At 36.8% G+C, this 24469-nt stretch carries 18 protein-coding genes; 8 read left to right on the forward strand and 10 right to left on the reverse strand.

The features are described 5' to 3' along the window. Positions 1-226: 226 nt before the first annotated feature. Positions 227-886, forward strand: coding sequence for a YdeI/OmpD-associated family protein (locus B154_RS28455; protein ID WP_018614633.1), 660 nt, complete (start codon positions 227-229; stop codon positions 884-886). A gap of 143 nt (positions 887-1029) precedes the next feature. Here B154_RS28455 and dnaG read toward each other — a convergent pair whose 3' ends face one another. Together dnaG and B154_RS0112705 are read right to left on the reverse strand one after the other, a co-directional pair. Continuing rightward, on the reverse strand, positions 1030-2955 hold the full coding sequence (gene dnaG / locus B154_RS0112700) for a DNA primase (protein ID WP_026260160.1): 1926 nt from the start codon (positions 2953-2955) through the stop codon (positions 1030-1032). 350 nt (positions 2956-3305) lie between these two features. Then, positions 3306-3758, reverse strand: a complete 453-nt coding sequence (locus B154_RS0112705; RefSeq protein WP_018614635.1) for an LEA/WHy family protein — start codon at positions 3756-3758, stop codon at positions 3306-3308. 292 nt (positions 3759-4050) lie between these two features. Here B154_RS0112705 and B154_RS0112715 point away from each other — a divergent pair, with 292 nt between their 5' ends. The 3 genes from B154_RS0112715 to B154_RS0112725 all read left to right on the forward strand — a co-directional run bounded on the left by B154_RS0112715 (position 4051) and on the right by B154_RS0112725 (position 10183). After that, complete coding sequence (locus B154_RS0112715; RefSeq protein ID WP_071595282.1) at positions 4051-4671, forward strand: WbqC family protein; 621 nt, start codon at positions 4051-4053, stop codon at positions 4669-4671. Between the two features lie 85 nt (positions 4672-4756). Further along, positions 4757-9055, forward strand: coding sequence for a T9SS C-terminal target domain-containing protein (locus B154_RS0112720; RefSeq protein ID WP_018614638.1), 4299 nt, complete (start codon positions 4757-4759; stop codon positions 9053-9055). 108 nt (positions 9056-9163) lie between these two features. Then, positions 9164-10183, forward strand: coding sequence for a PorP/SprF family type IX secretion system membrane protein (locus B154_RS0112725; protein WP_018614639.1), 1020 nt, complete (start codon positions 9164-9166; stop codon positions 10181-10183). 20 nt (positions 10184-10203) lie between these two features. Here the strand turns inward: B154_RS0112725 and B154_RS0112730 are convergent, their stop codons facing one another. From B154_RS0112730 to B154_RS0112745, 4 genes are all read right to left on the reverse strand, one after another. Then, entirely contained in the window at positions 10204-12204 is a 2001-nt protein-coding gene (locus B154_RS0112730) for a M56 family metallopeptidase (RefSeq protein ID WP_018614640.1), read from the reverse strand. A 1-nt stretch (position 12205) separates the two neighbouring features. Continuing rightward, entirely contained in the window at positions 12206-12583 is a 378-nt protein-coding gene (locus tag B154_RS0112735; RefSeq protein WP_018614641.1) for a BlaI/MecI/CopY family transcriptional regulator, read from the reverse strand. Between the two features lie 198 nt (positions 12584-12781). Continuing rightward, on the reverse strand, positions 12782-13132 hold the full coding sequence (locus tag B154_RS0112740; RefSeq protein WP_018614642.1) for a hypothetical protein: 351 nt from the start codon (positions 13130-13132) through the stop codon (positions 12782-12784). Next, entirely contained in the window at positions 13125-13700 is a 576-nt protein-coding gene (locus B154_RS0112745) for an RNA polymerase sigma factor (RefSeq protein WP_018614643.1), read from the reverse strand. The genes B154_RS0112740 and B154_RS0112745 overlap by 8 nt, the downstream gene beginning before the upstream one ends. A 73-nt stretch (positions 13701-13773) precedes the next feature. Between B154_RS0112745 and B154_RS0112750 the strand changes: the two genes are divergently transcribed. Beyond that, the gene (locus B154_RS0112750; protein WP_018614644.1) at positions 13774-14553 is read left to right on the forward strand and encodes a C40 family peptidase; all 780 of its coding nucleotides are present in this window, start codon (positions 13774-13776) and stop codon (positions 14551-14553) included. A 128-nt stretch (positions 14554-14681) separates the two neighbouring features. On the opposite strand, the gene B154_RS0112755 is transcribed toward B154_RS0112750, so the two are convergent. The 4 genes from B154_RS0112755 to B154_RS0112770 all read right to left on the reverse strand — a co-directional run bounded on the left by B154_RS0112755 (position 14682) and on the right by B154_RS0112770 (position 17719). After that, on the reverse strand, positions 14682-15257 hold the full coding sequence (locus tag B154_RS0112755) for an inorganic diphosphatase (protein WP_026260162.1): 576 nt from the start codon (positions 15255-15257) through the stop codon (positions 14682-14684). Positions 15258-15452: 195 nt separating this feature from the next. Then, positions 15453-15860 carry a DUF4878 domain-containing protein gene (locus tag B154_RS0112760; protein ID WP_018614646.1) on the reverse strand — a complete coding sequence of 136 codons (408 nt, stop codon included), beginning with the start codon at positions 15858-15860 and terminating at the stop codon, positions 15453-15455. Between the two features lie 121 nt (positions 15861-15981). Then, a complete protein-coding gene (locus B154_RS0112765; protein WP_018614647.1) occupies positions 15982-17058 on the reverse strand; it encodes a PhoH family protein in 1077 nt (358 codons plus the stop codon). A gap of 217 nt (positions 17059-17275) precedes the next feature. Continuing rightward, positions 17276-17719, reverse strand: coding sequence for a rhodanese-like domain-containing protein (locus B154_RS0112770; protein ID WP_018614648.1), 444 nt, complete (start codon positions 17717-17719; stop codon positions 17276-17278). Positions 17720-18081: 362 nt separating this feature from the next. Between B154_RS0112770 and B154_RS30700 the strand changes: the two genes are divergently transcribed. The 3 genes from B154_RS30700 (at position 18082) to B154_RS0112795 (ending at position 24445) form a co-directional block, all read left to right on the forward strand. Then, positions 18082-18738, forward strand: a complete 657-nt coding sequence (locus B154_RS30700; protein WP_169337664.1) for a porin family protein — start codon at positions 18082-18084, stop codon at positions 18736-18738. A 566-nt stretch (positions 18739-19304) separates the two neighbouring features. Next, positions 19305-22496, forward strand: coding sequence for a SusC/RagA family TonB-linked outer membrane protein (locus tag B154_RS0112790; RefSeq protein ID WP_018614651.1), 3192 nt, complete (start codon positions 19305-19307; stop codon positions 22494-22496). A gap of 26 nt (positions 22497-22522) precedes the next feature. Then, complete coding sequence (locus B154_RS0112795) at positions 22523-24445, forward strand: RagB/SusD family nutrient uptake outer membrane protein (RefSeq protein WP_026260165.1); 1923 nt, start codon at positions 22523-22525, stop codon at positions 24443-24445. Positions 24446-24469 lie beyond the last annotated feature (24 nt).

Consider the following 24469-nt stretch of genomic DNA (forward strand, 5'->3'; position numbering starts at 1 on the left):
ATTCCTGTTTCTTTATTAGTAGGCAGTCTTTTGTAAAAACAAGCAATTATGGTAACTGTAAAAGGTATTTAGAAGGAGAAATATGGATATTGGCATTGGAAGAAAACGTGCCTGGAATCACAATTTAAGTTGTATATTGTTAACGTTATATGACTTTTTTTTAAGTTACACTTAGTTTTTCTACCTTTGTGCTTTAATTCGCTTACCTTAAAAATCTTATTGAGGCATGTTGCAACACAATTTGTTAGAAAAATTACAGATTACAAATCAAAAAAACTTTCTTATTCAGGGTCTTCCTTCCTCAATTGAAAAGCAATTTATAAAATTATCTTATTCAAAAAATGTTACTCCGCTTTTAAGAATTAGAAAAATCGATTTTGCACTTGTTTTTGCTATTAATTGCAATCAATTAAATTGTATTTTAAAAGATGTTATTCCAAGTTTGAGCAAAGAAGGAAAACTTTGGGTAGCGTATCCTAAAACTGCAAGTAAGATAGCAAGTGATCTTAATCGCGATTGCAATTGGGAAGTTTTGGTTCAGAATAATTTTGAAAGTATTTGTGAGGTTACGTTAGATCATGTATGGACTGCTTTAGAGTTTAAAAAGACAGAGGCGAAAGAAGGGGAAACAACACAGGAAGTGCAAAAAATCGAAGTTGCAAAATTCGATTTTGATAAAAACCTTGTTGTACCGTCGGCAGAATTAGAAAAAATATTTACCTCTCACAAAAAAGCGAGGGAAGTTTTTCAAAATCTGTCACAGGTTAATCAAAAAGAATATGTAGAATGGATTGAGGGGGCAAAAAGAAAAGATACCAAAAACAGGCGTTTAGAAGCTACGGTTGAAAAGCTATTGGCCGGTAAAAAAAGCCCTTTGGAAAAGTAAGAGTTTATTTAATACTAGGAAAGTGCATTCAAATTGGATGCACTTTTTTTATTTAAGGCACTTTTAAGTCCATCTTATGTTTCCTTGGGTGGTGTAATTACTTTCAGAAAAAGGTATTTTTTCTTCAACTTTTTCAGAAGTTCTTATTTAAAAATCACTGTTCCTAACAGCTGCGTAATTTTCTGTTCTTCAACTTTAAGAACATTATGTATCTTGATCATGTCTATTTGTTCTTCATACGTTCTTGCTTTCTCAAGGTCTCTTTGGTTTTCATCAAACATCTTTTTTATTTTTCTAAGCTTAAAATAGTTAAGGCTCATAAGCACATCCTGCCTGCTGATATCCCGGTTGTTTATGTTCATTCCTTCCATTTTAGCGTCCCAGTTAGGGCTTAATTCGTATTTCTGTACGCTTAAGTCTATAACAAGTTTCCTTATGGTTGGGTCTTCGTGGTATAAAAGGGTCTTTGCAGATGGCTGCAAACCTTTATAATAATAGTCTTTATATACGTTGAAAAGATTTTCTAAATCAGGATTTTCAATGTGATAATGCTCGAGTTCTTCAAATATATACTCCGCCATTGTTTTTTCCTCATCCCATTGCAATAACCCGTACTCGAGTAAAGCCCGCACCAGATCACGCTCCTGGTACTCGTCATCGACAAGTAAAGAAGATGTGTCGCTTGGTGCAACACTATCATTTTCAGTTACAGCCGGCGATGGAATAGTTTCGATTTGCCTGCTTTCTTCCTTTGTTATTCTTTCGCGTTTTAGCTTATTTACAAGGTTAGTAAGGCCTCCTTCATCTATTTTAAGTATGCTGGCACATTGCCTCACATAGTCTTGCTGTTTTGTAAAATCTTCAGCTTTATTAAACTTACTTAATGTCTCAGCTACATGATTTACTACGGTGGAACGTTTGGAAGTGTCATTTCCAGCATCTTTTAACATCACCTCCAACTGAAAAATAATAAAATCTTTTCTATTTACGTCTACGAATTCCCGGAAAGATGTTGCACCAATTTTCTTTACATAACTATCAGGATCTTCATTGTCAGGTATAAGAACAAGTTTTACATTCAATCCTTCCTCAATGGCCATATCAAGCCCTCTTAAGGCCGCTTTTACACCGGCAGCATCTCCATCGTAAATAATAGTAAGATTGCTAGTATGCTTTCTTATTAAGCGTAACTGGTCTGTTGTTAATGAAGTGCCACCACTTGCAACCACATTTTCTATTCCAGCCTGGTGAAGGCTCACTACATCTGTATACCCTTCAACCAGTAAACATTCGTCGTACTTGTTTATAGCTTGCCGGGCAAAATAAGTGCCGTATAGGATCTTGCTTTTTACATATATTTCATTCTCAGGTGTGTTAATGTATTTTGGTGCTCTATCATTAGATTTAATCACCCTGGCACCAAAGCCGATAATTTTGCCGCTTTGGTTGTGTATGGGGAAAATGATCCGGCCGCGGTAGTTATCCATTACCTGATCATTTCTGACGACTACCAGTCCGGCTTTTTGAGCATATTCAATATTAAATTGGTTGGTAATAAGTGCACGGGTAAGATCATCCTTTGCCTCAGGACTGTATCCTATTTGAAATTTTTTTATTATTTCGTCTCTGAAACCCCGATGCTTAAGATAAGTAAGAGCAATAGCTCTGCCTTCTTCGGTCTCTGTTAAGTTAGTTGAAAAATGTTTTTGTGCAAAAGCGTTTAAGATAAAAAGACTTTCAGCAACCTCTTGTTGTTGTTTTACTTCCGGTGTCGTTTGGGTTTCTTCAATTTCAATATTATAACGGGCTGCGATCCATTTTAAAGCTTCTACGTAGCTATACTTCTCATGTTCCATGATAAACCCAATCGCATTACCGCTTTTGCCGCATCCAAAGCACTTGTAAATTTCTTTGGAGGGTGAAACAGTAAATGAAGGAGATTTTTCATTATGAAAAGGGCAGTTGCCAAGGTAATTCACTCCACGTTTTTTTAACTTAACAAATTCACCAATTATCTCTACTATATCTATTCTGTTGGTTATTTGTTGTATAGTATTTTGTGTTATCATTACTTTAAATAATAGGGAATAAATCATTAATGATCAATCCCGTAACTAATAATATTTTAATTTTTAAGCCCAAGCGCACTCTAATAGTCCTGCGACAATACTTATAAAGCTGTAGGAGTGTTCCCACGCGTGACGCCTCTTTTTTTATAATCTGATATACTCCTCGCAGTTATTTAGGCCTAAATTTTTGTAACGCATCAATTGTTTTAAAAAGTATTTTGTATTCAGTAGAAATAATTGAAAGAGTTATTCGATTCAATTTAAGGCTTGGCCGTAAATGAAATCGTAATATTTTTTGTTAGAGAAATCTTATTAACAATTTTCCTATTTGTTCTCCTTTTGAATAGTAATTAAAATATATTCAATTTTTGCCGCCCCTCATAACGGAAAGGGATGTTAAGGTAAAATCCTCCTCTACCCATACGAGTTGTTCCGCGCGCTCCAATCAGAACCTCATTACTCATTAAAAGGTTTAGGGAATTTTTCAACACATTTTTCATTTCTACATCTAAACTGGCAGGCAGGGTAAACTCTGTTGCTCCGCCGATATGCATAGTAGTATCCAATAAAAATTTTCCTACATAACTACTGTCAAGATAAACGTCACAATCCACCTTTTTCAAATCTACCGGAAAACTATTAGGATTAAAAAAAACAAAGTCCATAGATACTCTTGATTTATTCAAACCAAAATTATCGAGGTGAAAATTTTTTAAATCCCTGTACTGAAAGGCCAGGGGCGTTTTGCAGGAGTAGCAAAATATTATAATGATTACGAGAAGAAGAGGTAGCAGTTTTTTCATTAAAGAATTTGGTGCAAAATAAGCACTTTCTATGGAAGCTCCGACAAGCCGGTAAAAAAGGGACTATATTTGTTGCTAAGTTATTTAGGCGAGAAGGTGATATAAATATAAATAAGGGCGCGCTTATGTTTCTAAATATCTTAGTTTTAATATTTATAGTACAATTAGTTAAAATTCAATTGTTTAATTGTTGTTTCTTATATATTAACTTAAATATAAAACGTGCGTTATTATTATTATTTCAGCAAGTTTAATGAGCGCATCTTAACTTAGTCTTTTAATTCTAATTAGTATGTCTTTAATTATTGAATGTCAATGCTTTCCGTGTGTTGGTTACATTGAAAAGTTAATTCGGTATAAATATATAAAAATAGAGCAATGTGAGAGTTTCCAAAAGATGAGTTTTAGAAACCGTTATATTATTTTGGGAGCAAATGGTATTCAAAATCTCACTGTTCCGGTAGTAGGTGGACGTGAACAGAAAACACTAATAAAAGAAGTTAGAATTGACAACTCAACTGATTGGCAAACAAAGCACTGGCGTAGTTTACTTTCAGCATATAGTAAAGCTCCTTTTTTCAATTATTATTCTCAGGATATAAAAGATCTTATCTATTCAAAGGAAGAAAACCTGTTTTCTTTTAATATTAATATTTTAAACTGGGTTTGCAACACATTGAGAATTAATCCGGTAATAGCATTTACTGAAGAGTTTAATTTAGAGTACTCAGTTGAGGACGATTGCCGGAACTATTTTTTGCCTAAATCTTTTCAAAAGGTTGAAGAAACGTTTCCCTATTATTCGCAGGTTTTTGAAGATCGTACGGGATTTCACCCTAACTTGAGTATAATTGATTTGATATTGTGCGAGGGACCAAATTCTCTGAATTTAATACGACAATTTTCTAAATAAAGACCAAAAGCCCGTTCCCGTTTCCAGGCATATCTTTATTTATTAATGTTTTAAATTGTGTACGAAAAGCAGTATTTTTCTTTCTATGCAGCGAAAGCTTATATATGTAATTTTCCTGCTGTTTGTTTATTTATTTGGTAAGGCTCAGGACTTTTCAAATAAGGGCAAAGAGTTTTGGGTTGGGTATGGATACCATCAGTCAATGACAAACTCAGCTAACCCGCAGGATATGGTCCTTTACTTTACCTCAGATGTCGCTGCAACAGTCAAAGTAGACATACCGGGAATAGGATGGTCGAGGACCTACCAGGTTGCCGCCAATAGCGTAACGGAGTCTGATGCTATGCCAAAAAGCGGAACACAGGATGCAAGATTACTTTCAGAGCAGGTATACAATGCCGGTATTCATATAACCAGTGACAATCCTATTGTTGCATATGCACATATTTATAGTACGAGTGTTTCCGGCGCTTCTTTGTTGTTTCCTGTAAACACATTGGGCCAGGATTATTATTCTTTGAATTTTACCCAAAAAACAAATGCTCCTGAGTCAAACTCCTGGGCGTTTGTTATCGCTACTGAAGATAACACGCTTGTTGAAATAACGCCTTCTGCTAAAACGCAAACTCATGCTGCCGGTCAGCCTTTTACTGTTGCGCTCAATAAAGGGCAGATCTTTAATGTAATGGGTGCAACTACAGGAAATGATGGAGTGGATCTTTCAGGAACAAGAATTCGTTCAATAAGTACAGGAAGTGCCGGTTGTAAGAGGATAGCAGTTTACTCGGGAAGCGGCCGCTCGTCGATCGCCTGTGATTATAGCACTTTTCCATCATCTGATAACTTATTTCAGCAGGCATTTCCACAAAACGTGTGGGGAAAAAAGTTTCTGACTGTTCCTACTTCCGAGCTTTCGAATAATTATTTCAGAATTGCGGTAAGTGACCCTACAACTGTGGTAACGATAGATGGAGTTCGCGCCACTAATCTTATAAATAATTTCTACTACGAGATAATGGCGAATGCTCCAAAAAGCATTCTTTCGGATAAACCTATTATGGTTGCCCAGTATATAACTTCGGCAGATGCATGTAATAACGTGTCAGATGGAAAAGGAGATCCTGAGATGATTTATATAAGCCCCGTTGAACAAACTATTGATAAGATCACTTTAAACTCAACAAGCCATTACCAAATAACTTCCCACTATATTAATGTTGTTATTAAAACTTCGGCTGTTAACAGCTTTACTCTTGATGGTGCAAGTTCTCCCTCTGCTTTCAAAACCCACCCGGCAGATCCCGCTTTTTCTTATGCGGTATTTCCCGTAAAGCAAGGTTCTCATAGTCTCAAGGCCGATTCGGGTTTTAATGCAATAGCCTATGGGTACGGCGTAAAGGAATCATATGGATATAATGCCGGTACCAACATTAAAAATTTGCATGAATTCGTAAGTGTTAAAAATCCTTACGCGGTAAGTACTACTACCTGCAGCAATACTCCTTTCTTTTTGGCTGTTACATTACCATATAAGCCAACTTCACTGGTATGGGATTTTGGTAATCTTCAAAACCTTACCCCGTCTCAAAATATTACAGAAAATAATCCTGTAGCTGACAGCAGTTATATTACCGACGGAAAAACTTTATATGTTTATAGACTGAAAGTTGCATTGACGTATAGCGCTACAGGCACTTTCCCCGTTAAAATCTTTGCCAACAATCAAAGCAGTGATGGTTGTAATGGTGAACAGGAAATAGACTACGATGTGCAAGTGTTTACAGCCCCAAAAGCCAGTTTTTCAATTGCACCTGCTGGTTGTGCTACTGACACTGTCAAATTTGCCGATGCTTCAAACGGTAATGGTAATGCGATTATAAAGTGGAAATGGGACTTTGGAGATGCAACTACCGATACCGTTGCCAATCCTTCAAAAACCTATAAGAATGCCGGAACATACAATGTAAAACTCACTTCTATAAATAACATTGGTTGCTTCGCTGATACGACAATGCCTTTTGCGCTCGCCTCACCGCCGGTGGCTAAATTTGGTTTTACTGCGCCTGAGTGCGTAAACAATGTAATCAGCTTTACTGACTTGTCAACTATATCGCAAGGTAATATCGCAAAGTGGAATTGGAAATTTGGAAATGGAGATTCCATTACAAATAGCACAAATGCGTCACCATCCACAATTTATCATACCCCTGGAGCATACAGTGTTAATCTACAAGTAGAAAATGCTGCAGGCTGTAAAAGCAATATCGCCTCCCAAACTATTACTGTACATTCTAGTCCCGTTGTAGACTTTAGTATGCCTGGAGTCTGTTTACCTGCCGGAGTAGCTCAATTTACTAATCTTTCTACTATAAATGATGGTACTGAAAATTCATTGACATATGTATGGGATTTTGGTGATGGAGTAACGTCTACAGAGAAAAGTCCCGCACATGTTTATAAGACTGCCGATTCTGTTAATGTAAATCTTAAAGCCACTTCTGTTTTTGGATGTTCTACAGACTCTGTAAAGATTTTATCAAACATTTACGCTCAACCTCATGCCGATTTTGCGGCTAGTACAACAAAAGTTTGTGAAGGAGATAGTGTTGCGTTTACTGATGCCAGTTCGGCCCCTAAAAGTTCTGTAAACACCTGGTTTTGGAATTTTGGCGACGGCTCTACCAGTAATGTTCAAAATCCGGTAAAAAAATTCCCATCAGCGGGCCCTTATATTGTTACTCTCTATATAAAATCAGCATCCGGATGTATGTCAGATACTATTCAAAAAACGATTACTGTAAACAAAGCTCCAACAGCGGGTTTTACTGTTGCAGCCTCTGCTTGTGAAAAACAAGCGGTAACGATCAATAATCAATCATCGTCTTCGTCAGGAAATATTACCAACTCGTATTGGACTTTTGGTGACGGAACTACAGCAAACAATCAAAATGGAGCTTCTTTTCCGAAAACTTATCAAAACCCCGGAAGTTATACTATACAACTTGCTGTGCAAGATGCCAACGGTTGCCAAAGTGATACAACTGGACATACAGTAACTATTAATGCAGCACCGGTTGCAAATTTCATATCGCCTGTAGCTTGTGTAAATGATCCTGCTGCTACTTTTACTGACAGCAGTTATATTCCCGGATATTCAGATGGCGCTTTAACATATAGCTGGAATTTCGGCGATCAGAATGCAACAGCTTTAAATCCTAATACAGCAACAGACCAAAATCCAAAGCACAAGTTTTCTTCACCAGGTTACTATAATATTTCTCTGACAACTACTTCAAGTACAGGATGTTCTTCTACTGTAACAAAACCTTTTACCGTAAATGGAGTTCCGGAGGCGGCATTTACCGTACTAGACAGCTCAGTCATTTGCAGTAATTCCAAGGTGCTTATTCAAAATAATTCTACCGTAACTCCGGGAGTGATAACAAAAATTGAAATTGTATGGGATGCTGATAATGCGCCTGGTACATTTGATACCGACAATAATCCTTCTGCAGCTGAGGTATATTCTCATAGTTACTCTTCTTCATTATCAACCAAAAAAACCTACAATATAAAAATGCGTGCATTTTCAGGAATAAATTGTGTAGGTGAAAAAGTATTGCCAATAACTGTACAACCATCTCCGAAAGTTACTTTTTCTACTATTCCGGGTATATGCTTAAGTGACAGTGCTTACACAATTACCCAGGCACGGGAGACAACAGGACTTACAGGTATGTTTGTTTTTTCAGGAAAAGGTGTTTTGCCAAATGGACATTTTTATCCTTCGACTGCTGGTGCAGGTGTTTCAACCATAAAATATACATTTACATCCAATGACGGTTGTAAAGATTCAGCTGAACAAACTATTGAAGTTGTACAGAACCCAACCATTAAGTTACCGGCAAAGGTTTATTCACTGGAAGGTGGTTCAATAAAGCTGGAGCCGGAAATAATAGGTAATATTTCCAAATATTTTTGGTCTCCAGGTACCTGGCTTGATAATGCCAATATAAAAACTCCAACAAGTACTCCATCAGCAGATATTACCTACAATCTCACAGTTAGCACTCCTGAAGGATGTACTGCATATGGAAGTGTACTGGTTTCTTTTCTTACTGCTCCAATCATTCCTACAGCATTTTCACCAAATGGTGATGGCATAAATGATGTTTGGAATATTCCTTCGCTGCAATCTTTTAGCAACTGTACGGTACAGATATTTAACAGGTACGGAAAAATTGTATTTTCTTCAACAGGTTACAGTAAACCGTGGGATGGAAGTTATAATGGGAGCATTTTACCGGTAGGTGTTTACTATTATATTATAAATGCAGGTAATGGTAAAAGACCCTATAGTGGCTCTTTAACTATTTTGAAATAGAAAAAACAGGAAAGACATGTAGAAAAATTAATTATCATTCTTGAAATACTAACATTCCTTGTAAAACCGTTTCTAATACATTTATTCGAATTCCTTTAATTTTAAATAATGAAAAGAAAGCTACTGAGTGTTATTGCGTGTTGTGTAGGGATTGCTTCTTTTTCCCAACAACTACCTCATTATACGCAATATATCTTAAATGGCTATATCTTAAACCCGGCGCTTGCTGGAATAGAAAATTATACTGATGTAAAAATCAGTCATAGGCACCAGTGGGTCGGCATAGAAGGAGCGCCTGTTACCACTTATTTAACTATTCATGGTCCACTCAAAAAAAGTGATTACGAGCGGGAAACTGCTACAGGTTTTCATGCCTCGGGAGAAAATCCCCGTGGGAAAGCCTATTGGCAAGAGTATACTAAGGCAGACCCGCACGCAGGAATTGGTTTAACTATATTAAACGACCGTACAGGACCTTTAAATCGTTTTGCTGCCTACGGCACGTTTGCATATCATTTGGGTATTTCTCCAAAAACAAGTATTTCGGCAGGTATCTCCGCGGGACTAAAAAATACCTCTCTCAACGCAAGTAAACTTTCTTTTGATATCCCTGTCGATCCGGCAGTTGCGGGAAGCGGCTATTTAAATAGAATAAGTCCTGATATAAATGCGGGTTTGTACTTATATTCTGCTGATTATTTTGTTGGTCTTTCAGCACAAAATATTATTCCTACCAAACTGAAATTTGCAGAAGATACTGTGAAGCTTGTAGGAGGCAGACTTTTACCCCATCTTTTCTTAATGGCAGGTTACAAGTATTTCCTTACAGATGATATTACTTTTCTTCCCAGTGGCTTATTAAAATACATTTCTTCAACACCGGTCAGTTTTGATATCAATGCTAAATTTCAATACCAAGATTTTATTTGGGTAGGAGGAAGCTACCGTTACCAGGACAGTTTTTCTGCTATGGTTGGTATAAATATAAGTAATGCACTAAACATAGGCTATTCATACGACATTACCACTTCGCGACTCAATACAGTAAGTAATGGCTCTCATGAAATTGTTGTAGGTTTCCTTTTAGGAAATAAATTTGGAGACTGGTGCCCAAGAAATTTATGGTAGCGAGTTCAACTTTCAGCGCGTTAAATTCTTATAATTACAAAATGATTAGCTTCTTCTTCAAAGAGTCTTTGTTCTCGTTCATTTAAATTAAAAGGTTTAGCACTTTTCAGTTTTAAACTACTGTTATCTTCTACAGGTGTTTTATCAATCTTTTTTCCTCCTTTTGGTTTGAAAAATAAGGTGCCCGGTGCGGCCTTTGGCTCTGTTGAAAGTTCAAAAGAAAAACTATGTGGTTCTTCAATGAAAGGAAGATTATAAATAACTGCAGGCATCTTTAAATTATTGTTATAATAAAAACGAGGGTTTCTTTCAGCTTCTCTATTTCTTTGTTTTTCTGCTTTTTCTGCCCGCAATTGTAATTCTTTCGCTAGATGCTCTAATTTATTCATGGTGCCGAAAGCAAATTCAGACCTTATTCTTGCCTGGTTTACTTTTGCAGCATTTCTTTTCGCATGTTCTCCTAAGGTTATTTCAGTTTTTGAATTTATCAGTTGTATTTTAATGTTCTTCAATTGATCAAAAGCTGCTTTTATTTCTGCAATAACCCTTTTTTGGTCAAGTAATGTTTTGTTTTCTTCAAACACATGTTGGGCCAGTTCTTTAAGTTGTTCTTCTGCCAGGGCTACTTCCTGATCTTTTTCTGCCGCAACATTAAATTTAACTTCATCTAATACCGGGTTTAATACTTCAATGTTTTTTTCTACGTTTTCTGCAGCAGGAAATTCCGGATCATTTAATGATGCACGATTTGCTTCTGCAGGTACTTGCCTACGCAAATTTTTTCTGTTGTTATTAAGTTTTGTACCCCTGCTGACAAGGGGAAATAAATTATCCGAAATGTTGTTTTTTGAAACTTTTTCAGTTGCCTGTTTTTTAGAAACTAATATTTTTTCTGAAAAAGGTGCAATAAAAAAATCAGGATTATACAAAGGATTATGTACAATTTCCATCATAGGTTTTGCAATTACTTGTCTGGGGGAAGTTGAAACGGTTGACGCGTTTATATGATGATTTGCCGACAATATGGCGAGTGATCCTAAAACTGTTAACATAACCAATAAAGCCATCAACTGGTATCTGTAATTGAAAAAGGTTTTATCCTTTTTTTCAATCATTCTTATTATCCTGTTAAGCAATACTTTTTTGTTATCTGCAGCCTTAAGGGCTAATAAAGGTGAAGATTGAAAAGTTGCTATTTGCAGTAAGGCATTGGCATAAGAAGCTGGATTATATTGATATTGTAAAACCCAGTCATCACAACAATTTTCTCTTTCGCGTTTTAAGTGCCTGTTAATTAAATGCATAAAAGGATTAAAAAACAGTGTAATCTCAATTAAGGCAAGAAAAAGATTAAACAGGTAATCAAAACGTTTTATATGTGCAAGTTCGTGCAGAATCACTGCTTCCAGTTGATGTGTAGTCAGGTGATTAAGGCTTGCTATTGGAATTAATATAACTGGTTTTAAAAAGCCGATTGTCAAAGGAGTGTGCACCAATTCAGAAAGGTAAATTTTCACTTCGTGTTTTATACCAAGTTGAGTCGATAGTTGTTTTACAAATAATCGCCAGTTAGCTTCAATTTTTTGTATTCCTCTTGTTTTAAGCGATATGGTGATATTATAAACCCTAACCCATTTGAGACATAACAATAAAAGTATCAGCAGGTAGGCAACAGATAAATAGGGTAGAAGACGTTCGCCGTGAATAATTCCCGCAAAAAATTTTTCTCTGATTGTTAACCCATTATTTACAGTTAACGCAAAAGATATTTTTTTCTGCTCTAAAAAGTAGATTTCCTGTAATTGAATAAAACGCCGCAAATAAAAAGTGAAGGTAGCTGTAAACCCAATGAAACCTACCGACTGTATTAATAGGCCAGCTAAATATTTTTTTTGAGAAGATAATTTTAAAAGAGTATGAATTGATACATATATAAGCCATAAACCTGCAAACTGCCAGAGGCTGTTAATGATAGTATACCCCAAAGCCTGCAGAAAAGGTGACTGGGTTAACTGTAACATGTTACTGCTTTTTCAGATTATTGAGATATTGTTGTATTTCATCAATCTCTTCTTTGGTTGGTGACTGGCTACCAAGCGCCTGCATTACCAATTGAGAAGAAGAACCTCCAAAAAGACTGTTTATCATTCGGCCAACAAACTGACTTTGTGTTTTTTCCTTACTAATATTTGCCTGGTAAATGTGGGTTTTTGCAGAATCGTCTCTGGTAACCAAGCCTTTCTCAAACATAATCTGCATTAGCTTAAGTGTAGTTGTATAACCTGCATCTTTTGATTGTAGTATTATTTCATGCACTTCTCTTACGGTTGCTTTACCTTTTTCCCAAAGCACCTGTAAAATTTCTAATTCTCCCTCTGTTGGTTTAACCTGCTTTGCCATATACGAGTAATTTCGTATCAATAGTAAAAATTATTCTTCAAACCATTTTACCTGCATTATTAGTTAACTTAAAATTAACAGTCGCTGAAAAGTTAAATGTTAATAGTTATAGGACGTAAATTCCTCAAGATTGTTACCACAGGCATTATTCAACCTTATGTCTACTCGTTGTTAAAAAAGTCAAGCTTTATTTATTGCTCACACATGCATTCGTATAATCACATATGTTACTATACACAAAAACAGGAGAATGAGAATAGCAAGTACAGACCATTGAAGATCTTTTAGCCGTTTTCTGTTTAGCCGTTGTTTTTTGTGGCGCAACAGGTGAGGTAGTTTCTGGTTTAATTGATGCACGTGATTGTGTAACTTTTCTTTGTCTTTTATTTGCTGCAAACCTTCAACAGCATCAGTCTCAAAAGATCCTGTAAGTTTTTTTTCAAAAGAGTTTTTCTCTTCTTCCGGCAGATTTTCATGTAGATATCTTAGCAGTTCTTCATCTGTTAGTTTTCCTTCTTTATGTGATAATATGTCTTTCCATTCATCCATTTACTTTCAGCTTTTTTTTCTCCACAATTAATTTTAAATTTCTCTTTCCGTTTTGAATGTAACTTTTTACCTGTGACACATTATATCCGGTCAGGTCTGTTATCTGTTGATATGATTTCTGGTCAAAATAAAATAATTTCAGACATAACCTTTGCTCCTCATTCAGCTCGCTTAGCCCTTCTTCGACTAACGAAAGTGCCTTGTCTTTTTCAAATAGCTCAGTCTTAATGTTCATTTCTTCATAAGCAACTACATCATCTGTCAGTTCTATTGGTGTACGTCCCTGCCTGTCTCGAATTCTCATGAGGCAAAGATTTTTAGCCAGCATATATAACCAGCTTTTAAAAAACTCAACTTTATATTTTGGTATTTCTGTTATTACTTTCAAAAATATTTGCTGTACCGCATCTTTGGCCTCTTCTTCATCTTTAAGATATTTCATACAGACTCCCAGTAATAACATTGTATATCGTTTAAGAAGAATTCCTAACCATTCATTATTCCGGTCACAATAAAACTTAGTTAGGAGTTCTTTATCTTCGATATGTGCAAATGCATCTTTAGCCACGCTTTAAGGTAAGTAATTTTTTAAATGAGATGCTGCTAAAGATATTTTCCATAATGCTTTTAACACTATTATTATGGCTTTTTTAATTTGTATGGTTCCTGTTTGTCCTATACGGGCAGACGCTTCACACAGAAGTGAGCAGGTGAGCCAATTGCTGTTTGGGGAAAAATGTGAATTACTGGAAAGATCAAACGAGTTTGTTAGGGTAAGAGTACTGTATGATAGTTATGAAGGCTGGTGCCAGCAAACGCAGGTCCAAGAAACAGAGGTAGAAATATTTTCTGAGAATAAACGGCTGGCAGGGGAGTGGGTTAATAAAATATTAATACACGGACAATCCATGTATGTTCCTTTTGCAAGCTCTTTGACCTTTTTAACTGACAAAGGCGTAGCCGCAAAATATAATCTTGCCTACAATGGTATTTATATTAATCCAAGTTCAAATTCGATTACGAACAGTTTGATTAAAAAGTTTGCATTTATGTTTTTAAATACTCCCTACCTGTGGGGAGGACGATCGGTTTTTGGAATTGACTGCAGTGGTTTTACCCAACAGGTTTTTCAATGCATGAACCTTCCGTTATTTAGAGACGCTTATCAACAGGCCGACCAGGGAGAAACAGTTGAAGATCTCGAGGATGCAAAATGTGGGGACATTGCTTTTTTTGATAACGAAGCCGGAAGGATCACCCATACGGGAATTCTGCTCGATTCAAATACTATTATTCATGCCTCGGGCAAGGTGAGAATTGATGCGATCGATAAACTAGGCATCGTACACCTTGATAATGGCGGAAGAACACATCATTTGAAAACAGTAAAGAGGATAATTAAAACCGTAATTATCGATTGATTACATAGGAGATGTAAAAGATACTAAAGGAATAAAGGTGATTTTTCTTTTCTAGAAATAAATGTGAAAGCGCGCTTTTTTCTGTTGTGCTTCTTCCTGATAACAAAAGAAGCACAACAGTAATGAAGCTATATTTTATTTGCCGCAACAGAGCCAGCTTTAAAAGTCTGCTGGTATAAGTCCATTGCCTCCTGAATAATCTTTAATGCCATGGTTTTGTCCTGGAACTCTTCGACTTTTACAGCTTTATTTTCGAGCGTTTTGTATTCTTCAAAAAAGTGACGCAGTTCACCAAAGAAATGTTTTGGTAATTCTTCTATATTATTTATGTAATTAATAGAAGGGTCATGTGCTGCAACAGCAATAATTTTATCATCAGCATCACCGCCGTCGATCATTTGCATTACACCTATCACCTTTGCAGTAACAAGGCACATTGGTACGATGCTTAAGCTTGATATAACAAGAATATCTAAAGGATCTTTATCATCACCATAGGTCTGAGGGATAAAGCCGTAATTGGTGGGGTAGTAAAAAGATGAATAAATTACCCTGTCTAACTTTAAGAGACCGCTTGGTTTATCTATTTCATATTTTGCTCTTGATCCCTGCGGTATTTCTATCACTGCATTCACAATTCTTGGTGCCTGCTCTCCGCATTCTACTCCATGCCATGGGTGCAGAACGTTTTGTATTGTATTCATATAGTGTTTAAATGTTCTTTTTTTTAATAAATTGCTTACCTGTATAAAATATACTGCTACAGCAAATAAAACCAAGACGCTATTGCATATATTAAGGCTGCAATATTACGTTTTTAGCTTCTAAAATCAGAAAAAGAAGTAAATCAGGGGCTAATAGTATAAATATTTGAAAGATGTCGTAAAGAAAAAGACTTTTTAAAGGTTCCCGGAAAAGGTATACTTAAAATCTACTTTCCAATCACCTTTATATTTAATTACTTTTAGTTTTTGAGGTATGTTCTTAAATGAATTGCTAAAATGAATGATGGTAACACTATCTGGTATTACATCATCAACTTCAGAAATATTTATGGAAGCCTTGCTGTAAGATGCCTTTTCCTGCTCACTTATTTTATTAAATTCCTGCTTCCATTTATTCAGCCAGTATTGATTGTCCTGGTCTTGCAGCATATATTTATTAGCCGTATTGAATTTTCCTTTCAATGATTGCTCTATAAATTCTCTTCCCGCATCAAAAGCATTTTCAGGTTTATGAAATTCATCTTCTTTGTTTGTACAGGAAAAAACGAAAAGACATGCAAAAATTGTTAATAGATATTTCATTTAGAGATAAATTAAAAAAATAACAAAAATTCGGTTAATAAGAATTATACTGTTTAAATTGACAAAGGCTGCAAATGTATGCAGCCTTTGTGTTTTATATTTCGAATTATTCCTGGTTTATTTACCTGTTGTTGCCATGAAATCCGTGCACCTGTTCGGTTTCTTTATCGCGATCATATGCTTTTATAATTGCTTTTACAAGCCTGTGACGAACTACGTCTTCCTCATCAAGTTCTATGTGTGCAATACCATCAATGTTTTTAAGAATACGGGTTGCTTTTTCCAGCCCGCTTCTTTGGTTTTTAGGTAAGTCAACCTGGGTCGGGTCACCTGTTATAATTGCTTTAGCGCTGGCACCTATTCTTGTCAGAAACATTTTCAACTGAAGGTCGTTTGTATTCTGCGCCTCATCAAGAATAATAAAAGCATTATCCAGTGTACGTCCGCGCATATAAGCCAATGGTGCGATCTCTATGGTGCGGGTACTCATATAGTAGCCAAGCTTGTCGGCAGGTATCATATCATCTAGAGCATCATACAATGGACGTAAGTAAGGATCAATTTTTTCTTTAAGATCGCCGGGCAAAAATCCAAGATTTTCTCCTGCTTCTACTGCGGGGCGGGTAAGAATTATTTTCTTTACCACCTTGTTTTTTAAAGCTCTTACCGCCATTGCTACAGCGGTGTAAGTTTTTCCGGTTCCTGCAGGACCAATGGCGAAAAGAATATCGTTTCTGTCACCTGCCTGTACCATTTTTTTCTGATTTGCCGTTCTTGCCCTTACGGTTTTGCCATTTGGCCCGAATACAAGTATATCAGTTGGATTTCGATCGACAAAATTGTCAATAACCTCTGCATCATCGCCTCCCAGTATTTGTTCAAAATAATTTTCACTCAGGTGGCCATTTCGCTCAAGATATTGAAGAATCAAATCAATTTTTTCTTTGGCTGTTTCTATTTGTTCAGGTGCACCGCTTAGTTTTATCTGTGTTCCCCGGCTTAAGATTTTTAATAGGGGAAATTTCTTTTTAAGGAGATCCAGTTTTCCATTGTTTACACCAAAAAATTCAATAGGATTAACTGTTTCGAGATTAATAATAGTTTCTGTCAAATTTTCTATGGATTTTATTTTTTTATTAATAGCACTGATGTTGGTAAACCTGTCAGCACCTTTTCCTTTGTAATCAAATATAATCAATAACGCCTCAAATTCTATACTAGTTTATACACAACATGTGAATTTGCTGTGAAAACTATGATGGAAGTTTTTAATATAATTTTTATATTATGAAATACTAAATTTGTCAAGAAGACTTGTGGTTCTTCGAAGTTATTTCAAAGCTGATTCCATTGATTGTTCATCTATTGTCAGAAAATTGTATTTGAGGACTAATTTTATTAAAGCAACATATTAATTACTGTTTTACTACAGGATAACCTTTATCTATCCAATCCGCTTTAATGTTATGTGGCAGATCGAGGAGGTAGTAGTTTGTAAATTTCATATCTTTTAAAGCAGCAATGGCTGGTCTTACGTTAGGACAATGTTCAAAAGGGCAGCAACCACAATAAATAACAATTTTTGCATCTTTTGGCATTGACTGCAATTTGGCTTTTAAGGTATCTACGTTCTCCTTTTCTTTTGTCATTCCGATTGCAATAGAATTTGGAATAGTAACTCCTGGTCCTACGCTGATTATTATGGGTACGTCTTTTCCTGATTCAATAACCCGGGCCAGGTCTGCAGGCTCAAGTAATTGCTTGCTTGTCCAATTTTCAGGGTTTTGTGCAAAAACTTTTTGTGTGATTGTTATTAATGCTATAAGGACAATAAACTTTACTATTTTTTGTGTTTTCATTCTAAAATTTTGCATAAAGGTAAAGGCAGTTGTTCTAAATGATTATTAAACTTATTGTGAATTCTTTTTTGATTTTATTATATTATTAAGTATTGTTAAGTTGGTCATCAACACCAATATAACTGCTAAGAATAAAAACTGACTCTTATTCTTATTATTGTATTTACCATTCTGTTTCAAATAAACTCTTGTCATCAATTTCGCAATCCGCCTTTTTTCTACTCCGTTCTTCCTCATTTTAGTCTCGTTGGTACAAGTTATTTGCCGTTCGTCTTTACACACATATTTATGCGATTGTCACTTGCTCTTTTCAACATTTTTTTTGCAATCAAATTTAAAAAACCAACACAAATTAAATGTTTATGAAAAAGATGTATTTAGTACTGGCAACCTTTATTATTACTACGGCTGCTTTTAGCCAGGTTCGCATTGGCGGTCAAATTATCGGGAATGCAAGCAGTGTTTCATTTAAGTCTACAGAAATTCCGAACGCCAAAAAATCTTTACAACCGGCTTTTGGAGCAGGCATAGTTGCAGATGTTCCTTTAGTAAGTAACTTAAGTCTTCGGCCTTCTTTAAACTATCTTCAAAAGAAGAACAGTATCGAGTTTGAAAACTCAGGAAAAACCAACAAGATGAAAACTTCATTAAACTACCTTGAGCTGCCCTTGGATGTAGTATACACAATTCCATTAAAAGTTGCGAAAGTTTATTTTGGTGCAGGGCCTTCTTTAAGTTATGGCTTAAGTGGGAAGATGAAATATACAGGATTTGTAGAAGGTGAAGACGGGCAACCTGTTGCTGTAAATGAAAGTGTTGAAGCTTTTAAAAAAGAAGACAAGGGTGGTGCAGGCTTAAGCCGTATGGATGTGAGTGCCCATGTAACAGGGGGGCTTCAATTCGTTAACGGAATTTTTGTAAATGCAGGTTATCTCGGCAGTCTACGCAATCTGGCATCAGGAGATGGAAAGTATAAAAATTATGGTTTTCAATTAACTCTTGGATACTTTTTAAAGTAGTAAGTCTTTTTACTTAAGATTTGTAGGAGGCCACCTTGAGAAGACGGCCTCTTTTTATATTATTAATAGTGGCTGTCTTATCGGCAATTCAACCCTTCATTAATGGTCTAAGAACTCTATTTCAATACTCTTATCAAAAATTTCAAGTCGCTTCTGTAAATAGTGTTTTCTTTTGCGCCGCTGTACTATGTATTCTTTCTAAAGTTGGATCATTAAAAATGATGATCTTTTATTATTGGTCGTACTTTATGATTAATAGACATGCGAGGGAAAAAAATTTATTTTAATAAAACCTGCCTCAAATAGTGTTAAGTAATCATTAAAATCGTTTATTTCGCAAATGATTAATAGCAGTAAAACTGTTAAAAATCTTTGTTGCTGTTGCAGCATTGTTGATTTTCATGCTGTCTTCGTTGTTTCATTGCTAACTAATTGCGAAACCAAATGTATTTATCCAGCAAAGCTCCTTCTTTTTATACTTTTTGCCTTCACATTCCTTTTGATATTAAAATTCTTGGTCAAGATAAATTTTTCACTCGGACCTATCATTCAAAATAAAACCTGTTATGAAATTAATTGAACACTTATCCTTTCTATGGAGAAAAAAAAGACTGCTTTTACCGGGCTTTCTGTTATTTTCTTTACATACTGTTTTCGCACAGTCTGGAACTAAAATACCTATTACCGGCACTATTGTAGACAGCGCCGGAGTTGGAATACCAACGGTGACCGTGACAGAAAAAGGAACTAAAAATTCTACAGCAACCAGTACTACGGGTGGCTTTTCTATGAATATTGCTGGCCCACGGTCTGTTCTGGTAGTAACATCGGTTGGTTATGCTCCGCAAGAAGTACGGGTGGGCACACAAACCAGTTTAATAATCAGGCTGCAGCAAACCAGTGAGGCACTGGGTGAAGTAGTAGTTGTAGGTTATGGTACGCAAAAGAAAGGTTCGTTAACAGGATCAATTGCAACTGTAACCAGTAAAGATTTAGACCGTGTACATGGAGGTTCTACAGTTAGTACAGGGCTGGCTGGTAAACTGGCCGGAGTCACTTTTCGTATGCCGGAAGGCAGACCTGGTGCATCTGCAAATATCCAGATACGTAATATGGGTACTCCCTTATACGTTATCGATGGTATTCAACAGGATGAAGGCCAGTTTAATAACCTTGCGCCGAATGACATTGAAAGCATTTCCGTTTTAAAAGATGCTTCGGCAGCTATTTATGGAGTTCGTGCCGCAAACGGGGTAGTGGTGGTAACTACAAAAAAAGGTGCAACCGGCCGTAATACCATTAATATAGATGCTTATTCAGGCTGGCAAAACTGGTATCGTTTCCCCAATGTAGTTAATAATTCATACGACTACATGCGATACCGCGCAGAGGCTGAAGTAAATACGAATGGCAGCACCAACATCACTCAATCTGAATTGGATAAGTACAAGGCGGGCACTGATCCCGCTTATAGAAGCTTTGATTGGCGTAAATATGTTCTTAGAAAAAATGCTCCGCAAAACTCGGTAAACATAAATATCAACGGAGGATCAGATAAAGTTACTTATTACGTTTCTGCTACCAACTTGTTTCAAAATTCTATGTTGGGAAGAGAGTATAAATTTAACCGTTCAAATATTCAGTCAAATGTAACAGCAAAGTTATCTAATCGGCTAAAGGTTGGTGTTGATATGAACGGACGGGTTGAGAGCAGGGAAAACCCAGGTGTGCCTGGGGGAGATGATTACTTTTTGGCAAGGTTTGCTGTATTAAGAAATACACCACTCGAAAGACCTTATGCTAATGATAATCCAAATTACCTGAATAACATTGGTCATACAGAAACAAACTATGCTTTTCTTAATGAAAAAATTTCCGGTAAATTCCGCAGCGACTGGAGGGTTTTGCAAACTATTCTTCATGCAGACTATGAGATACCTGGAATCAAAGGGTTAACCTTAAGAGGAGCTTATTCTTACTACATAGCTGACGAGTTAGAAAATAACCAGGAGTACACGTATAATGCTTATACCTATAACCCTGATACTAAAAATTATGATATTACGGGAGGCAGCACCAACCCCTGGAGAGACCGTGAGCAGATTAAACAGATAAATACCAACGCGCAGCTTCAATTAAATTATAGCAATACATTCGGTGAACATACCATAGGTGCTACAGTAGTTTCTGAAAGAATTAAAAATCATCGCACCAGGAACTGGCTTCACGCTTCACCTATTTCAAACAACCTGCCTCTTATTTACTTCCCTACTATGGATCAATACCAGGACGAGGATAATACAGAGTCTCGTATAGGTTATATCGGTCGTGTAACTTATAATTATGCAAACCGGTATTTCCTTGAAGCATCAGCACGTCGTGATGCCTCGTATCTGTTTGCGCCTGGTTTCCAGGTTGGTTATTTTCCCGGCGTTTCTGCAGGCTGGAGAATTACAGAAGAGCCTTTTATGAAACAATTGGTTGGTAATAAAAATATACTAAGCGATTTGAAATTAAGAGGTTCTTATGGTGTATTAGGAGATGATAGAAATCCTTCAAATGCCACTCTTCCTATCGTTACTCCTTATGCTTATCTCGAAGGATATAATTATAACCAGGGAACTGCTATTCTTGATGGAAATGCAGTAACTGTTTCACGGGATAAAGGTGTACCTACAACGAGAATATCGTGGTCGAAAAGCAAGATAACAGATATAGGAATGGACTTTACCATGTTAAAAGGAAAGTTAAGCGGCTCTTTTGACTATTTCTATAGAAAGCGTACTGGTTTGCTTGGCAATAAAAATGATGTTTTGGTGCCTGTTGAAATTGGTTACAGTTTACCTCAGGAGAATATTAACAGCGATGCGCAGTACGGTGAAGAGATGTCTCTGGCGTATAACGGAAAAGTCGGCCAAGTAAATTTTAATGTCGGTGGAAATGTGTCGTATACCCGTGCTAAATCCTTAAATTCTTATAATCCGCTTTTCTTTAATTCATGGGATCAATACCGTAATTCTACTGAGAACAGGTATTCGCATATTGACTGGGGCTTTATAACAGACGGACAATTTACATCGCAGGAACAGATTAACAATTATCCGGTAAATATTGATGGTAAAGGAAACCGTACATTAATTCCCGGCGACCTTATCTACAGAGATGTAAATGGTGATGGTAAGATAGATAATTATGATGAGCGACCGATTGGCTTTGGCTATGGCACCCAACCAAACATAAACTTTGGCTTTACAATCGGGCTAATGTATAAAGATTTTGATTTTAATGCTGATTTCTCGGGAGGGGCAGGATATACCTGGTTTCAAAACTGGGAAACTCGCTGGGCTTTTCAGAATAACGGAAATTTAAATACCATTTTTGAAGATAGATGGCATCGGGCTGATCTTTTTGATGTAAACAGTGCCTGGATACCAGGCAAATATCCCGCAAACAGGGTAAACCCTGGGCATGGCCATAGTGATTATGGTGGTCCGGATGGTAACCATTGGAATTCTACGTTTTGGTTGCATAATGTTAAATATGTCAGGGCGAGAACTATACAGTTAGGATATAAATTGCCATCTGTTATTTTAAACAAGGTTAAAATACAAAAGGCAAGAGTGTATCTTAATGCATATAACATGTTCTCGTTCGATAATCTTAAGCAGTACGGTGTCGACCCCGAAGTTTCAGATGACAATGGCCTTCAGTTTCCTCAAAACAAAGTTGTTAACGTGGGCATCAATATCACTTTTTAAAAAAATCCAGAGTATAAATTAATTCAATGAAAAAGTTATTATTCATAACAATGTCTGGCCTCCTTCTGGGTGCATGGGGCTGCAAAAAAGACAGTGAGTTTTTAGATATTCCTCCTATCCAGATTGTTCCTAATGAAGTTGCGTTTTCAGATCCTGCTCTCGTCTTATCTATATTAGGTGATCTTTATAACAGGCAGGTAGATTTTACCAGCCTCGACGGATATTCAGATGGAACACCGGGTTGGAGAACTTTTACTGATTTTAGTGAGAGTTTTCCTTCAGAAAATGGAAGTAATTACATCGTGCAAAGAACAGGCTGGGGGTATGGAGAGTGGGCCACCTGGGATTATGCATATATACGTGATCTTAACCTCTTTATTCAAAGAGATAGTGCAGCAACACAACTGACAGAGTCTGATAAATCACGGTTTTTAGCAGAAGCCCGTTTTCTTCGGGCTAACTATTATTTCGAACTGGTAAAAAGGATGGGCGGTGTTCCCCTGATTACAAATCCTTTGCAGTATGATTATAAGGGTGACGCTACTTCCTTGCAGGTACCGAGAGCAAAAGAATCTGAGGTATATGATTTTATAATCAGTGAAGCAGAAGCGATTAAAGACAAATTACCCGCAGACGCTAACGTAAAGTCAAGAGCAAGCAAAGCTGCAGCGCTGGCTATGGAAGCACGGGCTGCTTTATATGCAGCATCTATAGCAAAGTATGGAGCAAACACTCCCCAGGTATCGCTGCCGGGAGGTGAAGTTGGCATACCAGCAACTATGGCAAACGGTTATTATACTACTGCTTTAAAAGCTGCCCAGGAAATTATTAATGGCAATGCTGGACCTTATCAATTATATAAAGTCTTACCTGATCTTTCAGACAATTTTGCTGCTATCTTTTTAGATAAAAGCAGTGTTAACCAGGAGTCGATATTTATTGAGGATTTTAAAGTCGGAGGGAGAACGCACGGTTTCACAGTAAACGATCAGCCTTTTTCCATTTCAGATGAAAACGGTAGTTCAGATGCCGGCCGTTTGAATCCTTCATTAAACCTTGTACAATCCTTTGAAAGACTCGATAACACCTATGTACCTATTCAAACTACAGATGTTTCTGGTAATCCTGTTTATTATGCAGATCAACTTGATGCTTTTGCAGCAAGAGATGCACGCCTTGCAGGTACTGTGCTTTTACCCAATGGTCTCTTCAAAGGTAAAAGAGTGGATATTTGGGCTGGTTACCAGTTAGCTGACGGAAGTATTATCAGCAGCGACAATTACGTAAACCAGAAGCCATTACCCGGCACAACCAATCCCGTGCAGGTTGTTGGTTCCGACGGTACGGTTAACGGCCTTGAAGCAAGATCGCAAAGCGGGTTTTATATCAGAAAATACCTTGATCCTACAATTGGTTCAGGAAGAAGAGGCAGAGGCAGCGAAGTGGCATTTATTCGTTACAGATACGCTGAAGTTTTATTGAATGCAGCAGAAGCTGCGTTCGAATTAGGTCAACCTGCTGTGGCGGCGGGTTATATGAACCAGGTACGCGCAAGGGCAGGATTAACTACACCGTTAGCTGTCACAGATATTACATTCGACCGTATTGTTCATGAGCGTCGGGTTGAGTTGGCTTTTGAAGGTCATATCTTATTTGATATGAAGCGGTGGAGAATAGCACACATTGTGTGGGACGGTACACCAATGACTAAGGCTGATCTTGTTAGCAATATAGGCAAAGCTACCAAAAGAAATACGCAGCCCTGGGGTTTATGGTCTTATAAATATTACAACCCGGGAAATCCGAATAACGGTAAATGGATTTTTAAGGAAGTTCTCCCTGCGGTTGTTACTGGTGCTAACAGGTTTCAATTCGGAAACTATTATTCTACAATCAACGATAATATACGGGCAGCGAATCCTAAGATAGTAAGACAACCAAACCAATAAGCTTTTCATTTATCAAATTGCTCA

Source organism: Segetibacter koreensis DSM 18137 (assembly GCF_000374045.1).
In the GTDB taxonomy this organism is placed as follows: Bacteria; Bacteroidota; Bacteroidia; order Chitinophagales; family Chitinophagaceae; genus Segetibacter; species Segetibacter koreensis.